Annotated in this window: 9 protein-coding genes; 2 read left to right on the top strand and 7 right to left on the bottom strand. The window is 30.6% G+C overall.

Going from position 1 to position 12,660, the window contains the following annotated elements; translation table 11 throughout:
* Window positions 1-663 precede the first annotated feature (663 nt).
* The 3 genes from EAH69_RS08135 to EAH69_RS08125 form a co-directional block, all read right to left on the bottom strand.
* Window positions 664-2,100, bottom strand: coding sequence for an MFS transporter (locus EAH69_RS08135; protein WP_121934699.1), 1,437 nt, complete (start codon window positions 2,098-2,100; stop codon window positions 664-666).
* Between the two features lie 91 nt (window positions 2,101-2,191).
* Window positions 2,192-2,911 (bottom strand): lipoyl(octanoyl) transferase LipB, encoded by a 720-nt coding sequence (gene lipB, locus EAH69_RS08130; RefSeq protein WP_121934698.1) that lies wholly within the window; start codon window positions 2,909-2,911, stop codon window positions 2,192-2,194.
* Between the two features lie 90 nt (window positions 2,912-3,001).
* The gene (locus tag EAH69_RS08125; RefSeq protein ID WP_121934697.1) at window positions 3,002-3,862 is read right to left on the bottom strand and encodes a hypothetical protein; all 861 of its coding nucleotides are present in this window, start codon (window positions 3,860-3,862) and stop codon (window positions 3,002-3,004) included.
* 180 nt (window positions 3,863-4,042) lie between these two features.
* Here EAH69_RS08125 and EAH69_RS08120 point away from each other — a divergent pair, with 180 nt between their 5' ends.
* Together EAH69_RS08120 and EAH69_RS08115 are read left to right on the top strand one after the other, a co-directional pair.
* Window positions 4,043-6,187 (top strand): S46 family peptidase, encoded by a 2,145-nt coding sequence (locus EAH69_RS08120; RefSeq protein WP_121934696.1) that lies wholly within the window; start codon window positions 4,043-4,045, stop codon window positions 6,185-6,187.
* A 66-nt stretch (window positions 6,188-6,253) separates the two neighbouring features.
* Window positions 6,254-7,405, top strand: a complete 1,152-nt coding sequence (locus EAH69_RS08115) for an AI-2E family transporter (RefSeq protein ID WP_121934695.1) — start codon at window positions 6,254-6,256, stop codon at window positions 7,403-7,405.
* Between the two features lie 105 nt (window positions 7,406-7,510).
* Here EAH69_RS08115 and EAH69_RS08110 read toward each other — a convergent pair whose 3' ends face one another.
* From EAH69_RS08110 to EAH69_RS08095, 4 genes are all read right to left on the bottom strand, one after another.
* Window positions 7,511-8,089 (bottom strand): phosphatase PAP2 family protein, encoded by a 579-nt coding sequence (locus tag EAH69_RS08110; RefSeq protein ID WP_121934694.1) that lies wholly within the window; start codon window positions 8,087-8,089, stop codon window positions 7,511-7,513.
* On the bottom strand, window positions 8,089-8,553 hold the full coding sequence (locus tag EAH69_RS08105; RefSeq protein ID WP_262602206.1) for a Sec-independent protein translocase subunit TatA/TatB: 465 nt from the start codon (window positions 8,551-8,553) through the stop codon (window positions 8,089-8,091). Before EAH69_RS08105 ends, EAH69_RS08110 begins: the two co-directional genes overlap by 1 nt.
* An 87-nt stretch (window positions 8,554-8,640) precedes the next feature.
* Window positions 8,641-11,547: a protein translocase subunit SecD gene (gene secD / locus EAH69_RS08100; protein ID WP_121934693.1), complete on the bottom strand. Its 2,907-nt coding sequence runs from the start codon at window positions 11,545-11,547 to the stop codon at window positions 8,641-8,643.
* Window positions 11,548-11,684: 137 nt separating this feature from the next.
* Window positions 11,685-12,557: a DUF6929 family protein gene (locus tag EAH69_RS08095; RefSeq protein WP_121934692.1), complete on the bottom strand. Its 873-nt coding sequence runs from the start codon at window positions 12,555-12,557 to the stop codon at window positions 11,685-11,687.
* Window positions 12,558-12,660 lie beyond the last annotated feature (103 nt).

Raw genomic sequence — 12,660 nt, 5'->3', positions numbered from 1 at the left:
TATTATTATTTATAACCCTATACTTAAAACAACTAAGTTAGTTTAGTTAGACATTAATGTCATCTTTATCAGAATAAGCATTTGATGACACCCTTTCTACTTTGAGTAGATTTGATAGAGATTTTACAAGAAAGTTATTAGTTAGCAAAATTAAACCAATTCCTATTTCACCTGAATTATTAATTGCTATTACATTTGCTGAAGTTCGTATAAGTCTAGTCGAATTACACTCTAATCAATACTAGAATTTATTGCATTATTAATCAACACATCATTTGTAACATCTACAATAATTGTTGTTTATTTTTACCATCTTATTTCATCGAAATAATAATACCCAATAACTTCTATCTACTAGATTTACTTGTGCAAAATTTGGCGCAGAGCTGTACGGAATTATTACTACACTTGACAAATATACTATGGCCCAAATTTGGGCTGTATTATATCTATTTGCTGATTTATTAGCTACATCTGTAAGAGTAAGGATAAGTAATATATATTTAACAACCAAATTATTTATTTATAATAAATAATAATCTTATATAGATAATTTAACATTTCTTTTATTTAATATCTACAAGAATGTGATATTATTAAAATTTATTGTAATAAAAAAACCACTCAAAATATGAGTGGCTATAATATTGAAGATGATTAATATTAATGACTACCTTCAGATTCTAATTCATCAATATTAATTCCTTGATTTTTTAAAATCTTTTGTGCTGTAACTGCATAAAATGCTAAGTAAGCAAAACAAATGACACCAACGATATAACTAAAGTGAATTGAGAAACTATCGGCTAATAAACCTTGTACATAACTCATAATTCCTCCTCCCATAATCATCATAATTAAGAAAGATGAACCCTGAGATGTATTTTTCCCTAATCCGTTTACAGCTAAAGCAAAAATACATGGCCATAATGTACTACAGAATAAACCAACTGATGTAATTGCGTATACCGAAACCAAACCTTCACTATTCATACCGATTAATAATGCGATGATTCCGATAACTGAGAACGTTAATAACATTCGTGCAGGATTTCCATTAGTTGAAATATCTGCTAATATTAAGATTAAAATAATTACCGCGTAAAAATAAAATGGTTGCAAATCGTTACCAGCAATATAGTTAACTAATAAGAAAACTCCAAATCCTAAATAAGGTGCAATAACTTTAAGAGCCATTGTTTTTGATTTATCTAATCCAAAAGCTTCAGCAGCTCCACCCCAACGGCCAATCATCATACTTGCCCAGTAAAGAGATACGTAAGGTGCTACTTGAGAAATTGAGAAGCCTAATTCCTTCTCCATATAATCAGGTAAATTACTTACTGTTGCAACTTCTACACCAACGTATAAGAAAATAGCAACCATCCCTAATACTAATTGTGGATATTTTAAAGCAGAAGATCTATCTTTGGTTACTGAATTTGAATCTTCTTCTAAATCCTTCTCTGGATGATTAGGAAGTTTTGAAAATTTTAAAAATACAGCAACTAAAAAGAATGCTATTCCTAAACATATATATGGAATTTTAACCGCTTCTATACTTAAATCTGTATCATTAGATGAACCTCCAAAAATAGCGTAAGCAACAATTAATGGTCCAATTGTAGTTCCTAAGTTATTGATACCACCTGCCAATGTTAAACGTTGTGAACCTGTTTTAGCATCTCCCAACGCAATGGCTAATGGATTTGCCACCGTTTGTTGTACAGAAAATCCTAATGCTACCGTAAATAAACCCGCTAACATTAATTCGTACGAACCTGTATTTGCTGCAGGTATAAATAATAAAGTTCCTAAAGCTGAAACCAATAAACCAAAAACTAAGCTATTTTTATAACCAAATCTGTTGATTAAATCTTTTCCTGTTGCTAAAGAAACTACCATGTAAATTACCGATCCTACGGTATAAGCAATATAAAATGCTAATGAAACGAACTGACTTTGTCCTTGTGTTAAATCAAATGCCTTTTTAAATACTGGAATCAAGATATCGTTACTCGCTGCAACAAATCCCCAGAAGAAAAAAACCGTAACTAAGGGAACAAACTGTGCCCAATTAGTTTTTTGTGATTGACTCATATGTTTGTAATAGATTTAATTAAAAAAAACTACCTGACTAATCAAGTAGTTTCTAAATATATGTTAAATCTAACTTAAAATAAAAATCTTTTTAACTATTCTTTAAATTGACTTCAAATACTTCTTCAAAGTGTTTTTTAACGAATAATTTTAGCTCTTCCATATCTATTTCACAATTTAATTCACGATTTAAAGAAGCAACTGCTTTATCTTTTATTCCGCAAGGAATAATGTATTCAAAATAACGTAAATCTGAATTTACATTTAAAGCAAATCCATGCATTGTAATCCAACGAGAAGCTTTTACTCCCATGGCACAAATTTTACGTGCATATGGTTTACCTACATCTAACCAAACACCAGTTTCGCCAGAAGAACGTTCTCCTTTTAAACCATATTCTGCAATTGTACGTATAATTACTTCTTCTAAATTACGCATGTATAAATGAATATCCGGTTTAAAAGTTTCTAAATCCAAAATTGGATAACCAACTAATTGCCCTGGCCCATGGTATGTGATATCTCCACCTCTATTTGTTTTTACAAAAGTGGCTTCAATTTCATTTAATTTATCTTCGTTGGCTAACATATTTTCTACATCTCCACTTTTACCTAATGTATAAACGTGTGGATGTTCAACAAAAAACAAATGATTTTTTGTTGATTTAAAATCTGTTAAACCTTCTTTTTCTTGTGCTCTGTTATATTGTTTTACTGCAATATTTTCGGCTAATAACTCTTCCTGTAAATCCCAGATTTCTTGATAATCACGAGCATTTCCTAAATCTTGGAAGATTACCTCTTGCTTCATTAAATAGTAATTTTGTGATAACAAATTTACAAAACGTTTTATAGATTATCCCAATAAAAAAACCACCTAAATTAAGGTGGTTATATATTTTTAATCTTCAAGCTCTACATTAAAATTACCTAGTGTAGGGTCTTTAATTAATTCGTCTAAACTATATTCTTTAATAAATGATTTCCCATCCGAAGTAAACATAGCATCTTTTACATCTACAGATTTAATTTTTCTTGGGAAAGTATATTTATATTTAAACTTCATTTGCTTCATCATACTTGCAAAAATCTGTTTCTCTTCCTCCGTTTCTAAATCGTCTGTATTATATTCCTTTAAATATTTTTCTGGTTCAATAATTTTAGAAAAAGTTTTTCCATCAAATGCAAATTTCATACTTGAGAAATTTGATAATGGATTATCTGAAAATAATTCATCAAAAGGAGAACCTTCTTCCTCACCTTTTTTCTTTTTCTTCTTTTTCTTTTTCGATTCTTCAGCTAATTTTTCAGCTTCAATTCTCGCTTTTTCTTTATCACTAATTACAGCAAATGTATTTTCAATTACTGTACTGTTAGAATTGAACTCTTCAATAGATTTTGCTCTATTAATCACTTCAAAAGCGAAATTATCTCTCATATCCAATCTAAATTTCACAAAATCGATGGTATTTAGATCTTCTTTATAAATAGAATAATCCTTTAAATTTTTTGGAGCTTTATTGGATCCCATTGATTGCATTTTCTCTAAAAATTCTAAATATGTAAATTCAGTATTAGAAATCTGGTTCATTTCAATTTTTTCGTCCATATCTGCTGCACCCATCATTGCTGCCATTTGTGGCATTTCAATTTTTTGTACATAATCAACTCCTCCGTTATCTGTTACAACAACTTCCTCCGCAATTGTACAAGATGTAATAGTTGCTGCACCGATAAGTAAAGTAAAAATTTTCTTTAGCATCTTTATATATAGTTTGTTAATTTAAGTATGGCTAAACTAAATTAAATATTTAACAAATTAAATGATAATAACTAGTTTATCAACTTTTTAGAATTCACTTGAAATTTTCACATTTATATATGGCTATCCCCTCTGAATCTGTTATATTTGGGAAGTTTATATATTATAAAAAGAAGAATCATGAAAAAAATGATGGTTAGAGGATCATTATTATTCACTTTATTAGCAAGTTACATGGGATTTGCTCAGCAAGGTGGTGGTATGTGGATTCCTACAGAGTTGAATGAAAAAGAAATGAAAGAGATGGGATTACAAATCTCATCGAAAGATATCTTTAGTACAGGTGATAAAAGTATTAATAATGCAGTAGCTCACTTTGGTGGTGGATGTACTTCTGAAGTAATTTCTCCTCAAGGATTATTATTAACAAATCACCACTGTGGATATGGTCAAATTCAATCACACTCTTCATTAGAAAATGATTATTTAACAGATGGATTTTGGGCAAAAGAATTAAAAGATGAGTTACCTAACAAAGGTTTAACTGCAACTTTTATTACTAAAATTGAGAATGTTACGAAGAAAATCTTAAAAGGTACTAAACCTGAGATGACTGAGGAACAACGTGAAACAATTGTTAAAGCAAATATTGAAAAATTAACTGCTGAAACTAAAACATCTCAATTCCAAAAAACATTTACAAGAGCATTTTATAAAGGAAATGAATATTACCAATTTACAACAGAAACTTTTGAAGATGTTCGTTTAGTTGGTGCACCTCCATCAGCAATTGGAAAATATGGTAATGATACAGATAACTGGGTTTGGCCTCGTCACACTGGTGATTTTGCTATGTTCCGTATCTATGCTGATAAAAATAACAATCCTGCTGAATATTCTGCAGATAACGTTCCTTACAAACCAAAACACCATTTACCAGTAAATATTGGTGGTATTAAACAAAACGATTTCACTTTTGTTTATGGTTTCCCAGGTTCAACTGACGAATATTTACCAGCTGCATCTATCGAGCAAATTAAAGAATCTTTAAACCCTGCTCGTATTAATGTACGTACAATTACATTATCGCATATTGATAAAAAAATGCGTGAAGATAATGCTACACGTATCGCTTATGCTTCTAAACAAGCTCGTATTTCTAATGCACACAAAAAATGGATTGGAGAAAACTTAGGTTTAAACCGTTCTAACGCTGTTGAAAAACGTAAACAATATGAAGCTGAGTTTACAAAACGTATTCAGAATAACAAGAAATTAAATGCTGAATATGGTACAATTATCAATGATTTAAATACAGTTGTAATCGCTAATGAGAAATTCAATTTAGCTTATAATGTATATGCTGAAACTTTCGGATCTAATTCTGAAACTTACAGAATGGCATTAGCATTAAACAATGTATTAAATGCTGTTGGAAAACCTAACTACGAGGAAGTAAAATCTCGTGCAGTTAACCAATTAGCTGGAATGCACAAAGATTATAATGCTGAATTAGATGCTGCAATTTCTTCAGACTTAATTGATAACTATTACAAAGTAATTCCTACTGAATTATTACCATCTTCTACTCCAGAAGCTGTTAAAACTGCTTTAGCAAATTCAGTAGTTAACGGTACGAAAAAAGTAAACGGAAAATCTTTTGTAGGAAACATTCAAGAATTAGCAAAAGATGATAAATCATTTATTGCTGCATTAAAAGAAGATGCTTTAATCAAAGAATTACAAAAAGTTGTTGATGCAAATCAAACTAAAGTTGCTCCATCTTACTTAGCAAACAACGCACAAATCACAAAGTTAATGCGTACATATATGAAAGGGCAAATGGAAGTATTTTCTGACAAGAAAATTTTCCCAGATGCGAATTCTACTTTACGTGTAACTTACGGAAAAGTTGATGGATACAATCCTCGTGATGCTGTACGATACGACCCGATTACTTACATTGATGGTGTAATTGAAAAGTACGTTCCAGGTGATTATGAATTTGATTTACCAAAACACATGGTAGATTTATACGACTCTAAAGATTACGGAGATTACAAAGACGCGACAGGAAAATTACCAATTAACTTTATCGCTACAAACCATACAACTGGAGGAAACTCTGGTTCCCCAGCTTTAAATGCAAAAGGAGAATTAATTGGATTAAACTTTGACCGTGTTTGGGAAGGAACAATGTCTGACTTAAACTACGATCCAGAAATCTGCCGTAATATTATGGTTGATGCTCGCTACATTTTATGGGTAGTTGAGAAATATGCTGGAGCTCAACGATTAATCGACGAAATGACAATTGTAAAATAAAATATTTTCAAGTAACTTTAAAAAGCGCTTACATGTTGTAAGTGCTTTTTTTAATAAAACACATTTATGATTTCGAAAAAAACAACTGAGTTTCCGTTTTATATCAAACTCGCTTGTTCCTTACTATCAATATTATTGCTTGGATGGTTTGCTATTATCGGTCAAACTATTCTGATACCACTTATTCTTGGTTTTATTATTTCAATATTACTTGTACCTTTTTGTAATTTTTTCGAAAGATTCTTCTTTTTTCCAAGAGTGCTCTCAAGCCTCGTTACCACACTACTTTTCTTTGGATTTATTGCTGGAATAATCTATATTTTAGTCAATCAATTGATAGATATTGCGGATGAATGGCCTGCATTTCAAGCTCAAATCACAGAATTGATAAATGATTTACAACGATGGATAGCAAGAAATTATGGTGTGAGTTCGAGAATGCAAATTGAATATTTGAATGAAAATTTGAGTAAAACTTTTGACTTTGGAACAATAATATTGGAACGAGTTTTTAGTGGAATCACACGATATTCAATCTTATCCGTTTTCTCGTTTTTATATATCGTTTTCATATTAATATATCGAAGACATTTAATCAGATTTATATTTTATATTTTTCATGAAAGACAGCATAAACACGTACTTTCTGTAATATACAATACGCAAAATATGGTTAAACAATACTTAATTGGATTGTTTTTACAAATGCTAATTGTATCCATTTTAACCTACATTTCATTAAGCTTTTTAGGTGTAAAATATAGTTTCGTATTAGCTTTATTAACTGGTATTTTAAACATCGTACCATATGTTGGTATTACAATTTCTGTAATAATTTCTTCAATTTTAACTTTAGCAACAGGAGCTCCAAGCCAAGTACTTTTCGTTTTAATTGCTTATATTGTTGTACATGCTATTGACGGAAATATTGTTATGCCAAAAATTGTAGGATCTAAAGTAAAAGTAAACTCTTTAGTTATTATTATAGGTTTAGTAATTGGAGAAATGACTTGGGGAATTATGGGGATGTTTTTATCAATTCCGATTTTAGCAATGGCTAAAATTATATTTGATCATATACCAGAATTAAAACCTTGGGGATTTTTATTAGGTGAAGAAAAATCAGAAAAATTAAATCCGAACGTGGAAAAATATTTCAGAAAAAATAGAAACTTATTTTTCAAAAAACATAAAAAAGAATTGGATTCTGAGAATTAAATATTTCAAATCAATTACAAAACAAACAAAAAATACAACAATTTCTATTTAACATAAAAAAGCTCAGATTTACTTAAATCTGAGCTTTTATATTTATAATAAATATTATTCTAAACTTGTATTGTATTTATTTAAAATCCAATAATAAATTTTCAAAAATAGTATTGCAAAGAAAATACCAATCAATGTCCCAAAGAAAATATCACCTGTATAATGTACACCTACATAAACTCGACTATAAGCAATCATTAACGCCCAAGCAATTAATACATAAAGAAGCCATTTGTAGTATTTGCGTAATACAAAACCTACAAATATTGCAACAGCAATATGATTAGAAGCATGCGCAGATGTAAAACCATATTTCCCACGACCTTCACAACCAATTGCTCTAAACATTCCTTGGATATCGGGATTGTGACAAGGTCTTAATCTTTGAAAACCATTTTTAAAGACATTAGTTAATTGATCTGCACAAGTGATCATTAAAGCAATACAAATACCAGCGACCAATGTTTTTTTCCATCCTACATTCTTATAAAGTAAAATTAGAAATATTATATATAATGGAATCCATGTTTCTTTTTCAGTTGCAATCAACCAAAAATTATCCCATTTTTCTGAACCTAAATTATTGAAGTACAAAAAATTTTGTACATCCCAATCAAAAAAATCTTGAACCATTAACGACTAACTGAACCTCCGTTCCCTAATTCTTGTTCTGTTTGAATTTCAACTTCAGATTTAGCAATTTCAATTGTTTCTTGAACTTGCTTCACTTTATTAACTACCGCTTCTTTAGGATCTTTCTCTTGATCTAAAATAGATTTCTCTAAATCATTAATAGGGTCTTCTAAAGCTTTTGTAATATCCTGTGATGGATCGGCAGATTTAAAAGCATCTTGAATATCCTTTGTAGGATCTAAATCTGCGATTGTTTCACGAATTTCTTTTGAAGGATCTAAATCCGCAACTGGATTCATAATCTCTTGCTTAATATCTTCTGTCGCTTCTTTCATTTTACGAACCGCCTGGCCAAGACCACGAGCGATTTCTGGAATCTTTTTTGGTCCAAAAATTACTACTGCAACGACTAAAATAATCATTATTTCCTTGAACTCAAGGAAAGCTGGGTATATCACTAACATATTCACTTAACAAAGGTAAAGGACAAAGTTACAAAAACAAAAAAACCGTCAAGTAACTTGACGGTTTTTTCTATAAAAATTATTTTATTATGCTTTTTGTTTTTTATTTTCTCCAGTCATATCGTATAACAATGGTGATGCTACGAATAATGATGAGAATGTACCGATAGCTACACCGATTAACATAGCAAACATGAATCCTTTAATTGAATCTCCACCAAAGATGAAAATACATAATACAATTAAGAACGTTGATAACGATGTATTAATTGTACGAGATAATGTTGTACTTGTTGAATCGTTGATGATATTGTAGAAAGATTCTGATTTCTTTAATCCTAAGTTTTCACGGATACGGTCTAAGATGATGATTGTATCATTTAAAGAGTAACCAATTACAGTTAAAATAGCTGCGATAAATGATTGGTCAATCTCCATGTTAAATGGTAACCAAGTTCTTAAGAAAGAGAAAACTCCTAATACAATAATAACATCGTGCGCTAATGCAATGATTGTAGATACTGAATATTGCCAGTTTCTGAATCGGATAAAAATGTATCCACCTGTAATAAATAAAGCTAAAGCAACTGCAATAAATGACGCACGTGTCGTATCATCAGCAATTGTTGGTCCTACTTTCGCAGAAGACATTAATCCGATTGTTGCGTTATCTTCAGAGAAATCTTTAGTAGAAATTCCTTGAGGTAAATATGGTTTTAAACCTTGGAATAATTTTTCTTTGATTTCATCATCCACTTCAGTTCCTTCTTGATCAGCTTTGTAAGATGTAGTAATTTTTACTTGGTTTGCACCACCGTAAGTTTTTACTTGAGGAACAACTGCTTCTCCATCAACAACAAATACTTTTCCTAATTCTTCAGCAACTTCTGTAGCTTCTACATTTTTATCGAAACGTACTGTATATGTACGACCTCCTTTAAATTCAATACCTAAATCAAATCCTTTTGTAAAGATAGATGCTAAAGATGCTATCATTAAAATGGCAGATATGATGTAAGTAATTTTACGTTTCTTTAAGATGTCAACGTGGATATTTTGTAACCAGTGCATTGTGAAGTTCGTGTAAAACTCAACATTTTTACCTTTTGCCATTCTTCCTTCAACAAAGTATCTTGTGATGAAGATTGCAGTAAATGTTGATGTTAATACACCAATCATAAACGTTGTAGCGAAACCAACAACTGGTCCTTTTCCTAAGAAAAATAATACTAACGCAGTTAAGAAAGATGTTACATTGGCATCGATAATTGCAGATAAAGCTCCTTTCCAAGAATATGCAAAATCTACTGCTTGACGTAATGATTTACCTTTACGAATTTCTTCTTTAACACGTTCGTAGATGATAATGTTAGCATCCATTCCCGTTACTAACGTTAAGATAATCCCGGCAATACCTGGTAAAGATAATGTAGCTTTTAATGAAACTAAGAACCCTAATAAGAATAATAAGTTAACTACTAAAGCAACATTTGCATAGATACCAGCACGGCTGTAGTAGAATACCATCCAAATTAATACGATGATAAATGCAGCTGCAAAAGCAACAACAGAACTAACAATTGCTTCTTGTCCTAATGATGGTCCTACAACTTCAGCAGAAACAATTTTAGAAGATGCTGGTAAAGAACCTGCTTGTAAAATATTTCCTAAATCTTGTGCTTCTTGTAATGTAAAGTTTCCTGAAATCATTGAAGATCCACCAGAAATTTTATCATTAATATTTGGAGCAGAATATACTAAGTTATCTAAAACAATAGCTACACCTTGTCCTAATTGACCTGGTCCTGCAGGTTTTAATTCGTCTGTAATACGAGCCCATTCTTGAGAACCTACTTGGTTCATTTGCATAGATACAACAGGTTCGTTTGCGATAGATCCCGCGTTACGCTCACCAGAAGCAGAAGCAACTTTATCTCCAGTTAATAATGGTTCTTTTGTACCATTAGCACCTCTTAAAGCATATAATTCTAAAACTTTAGGCTGATTAGCACCTAAGTCCATTTCTTTATTTGCCCATGAATATTTGTAGTTACGAATATTTGCAGGTAATGATGTCATAACTGATTTATCAGCTAAAACACGATTAACAACAGCAGTATCAGCAACACTAACAACGAATGATGAGTTAGAACCTGATGGTTGTAAAACTTCACCTAAATTGTTATATGGTTTTCCAGTAGCAGGGTTAATTACGTTGTATTTTTCTGTTTGAATTCCCATGAAATGAGATTGAACAGTTAAATCTCCACGTACTGCTTGCCAGAACTCTAACTTCGCTGTAGATTGTAATAATTTTTTAACACGATCTGTATCAGAAACTCCTGGTAACTCAACTAAGATACGTCCATCACCTTTATCCCCTAAACGTTGGATAACTGGCTCTACAACTCCAAATTGATTAATACGAGAACTAATTACATCATAAGCTGTAGAAACTTTAGCTTCAACGTCTCTACGAATTACTTCTTTTACTTTATCGTCAGAATCATTAAATGCAATTTTATCTGCATTTGCTTTATTCCCGAAAAGATCTGGAGCAGCATATTTAGTAGCACCTTTAATCTTGTCGAATTCTTCGAAGAAAATTTCAACATATGGTTTATTACCATTTGATTTGTGCGTCACATCAGCATTATCTAATGCTGTAGACAACATTGGATTTTCTGAATTTGAAGCTAATAACATGATTAAATCACGCTCAGATACTTGTAAGATTACATTAATCCCACCTTTTAAATCTAAACCTAAGTTGATTTCTTTGTTTTTAGCATCTTTATAATCATACTTGATGATCCCTAAATCTAAAGGTTTTTGTGCTAAACTGTCTAAGATACGTGGCTCGTCGGCTGGCTTAACTGCTAGACGCTTGGCTTCGTTCTCGACTTTGTTTGTGTACCAAGTGTAGCTTAACTGCTTGATGCACAAAAGACCTAATATAATTGCAAATACTGCAATCAGTCCTCTTCCTCGCATAACTGTGTCTTTAAAAATAATTTTTAACGGGCAAATATAATAGTCTTAAGAAAATTTTCACAATTTTTTGTGCATTATCTTATCGCAAATTGGCCTATTAACTAAAATTAAGTGTTGTTTATATAAATTAATTGGTTTTAATAAAATCGTTCAAAATCTTTTGAAACTTTTAATTTGTAAATTTTTGCTTCTTTAGAATCATCATCATTATCCTCGCAAAGTACAAAATGATAGTAATTAGATGTTGTTTTTCTTAGAGCAATACCTTCTATTTTTTTATTTTCTGCAATTACTAAATATTTTTTGACATTTACATTGTAAGTTTTATAAGAATCTAAATCTATTAGACCTATTATTGATTCTTTAACTTCTCCATCTTTCTGAACTGTTGAATTTGCCTCTATTGTTGCAGTAAAAATGATTTGATTGTCTACAATTATAGCATCGCTAAAAGTAGTTTGATTGCCATTAATCAATGGTAAATCGATTATAGAAGATGTTATGATTGATAAATTAGCTTGATGCGGTAAACCTTGAAATTTAAAAATTGCGTTTACTTTGTTCTTCCCATTTCCTCTGTTAAAAAGATAGGTATACCCTTGATGATATGCAAATCCTTCTATATTAAAATCTTTCTTGTCAATCTTGAATCGTTTTTGAATTGCAGAATAAACTCCAGAAATATCAACTCTTTTTGATTCTTTGGTAATTAAATTATAAATATATAAATCATTACGATTCTCTTTTGAACCCGAACCTAAAGCGTATAGTGTATTTTGATGAATGATTATAGATTCTAAATCTGGTTTATCTTTACGCGTTATATCTTGAGCTGGAATCTGAGTATTTAATTCAAATTGTTGTTGCTTTTTACGCTTCAAATCATAATTATACACATAACCTTTATCATCAGAAACAACATAAATTTGCTTATTGTCGTAAATAATTCCGGAAGAAGCACCAAATCCATTTATTAAAATAAATAGTTTAAGAATGAATGATTGTAGCATAATTTGGTTAGGTTTTAAAATCTAAAATTTCTCAAATGTATAAAAATCTACTATTAATGCGCTATTGATAGAAAAGAATAATAAAATACACCTTATTTTTGCA

It is taken from the genome of Faecalibacter macacae (genome assembly GCF_003687725.1).
In the GTDB taxonomy this organism is placed as follows: Bacteria; Bacteroidota; Bacteroidia; order Flavobacteriales; family Weeksellaceae; genus Empedobacter; species Empedobacter macacae.
The sequence above is the reverse complement of the archived record's forward strand: the minus strand, read 5'-3'. Positions and strand labels throughout refer to the sequence as shown.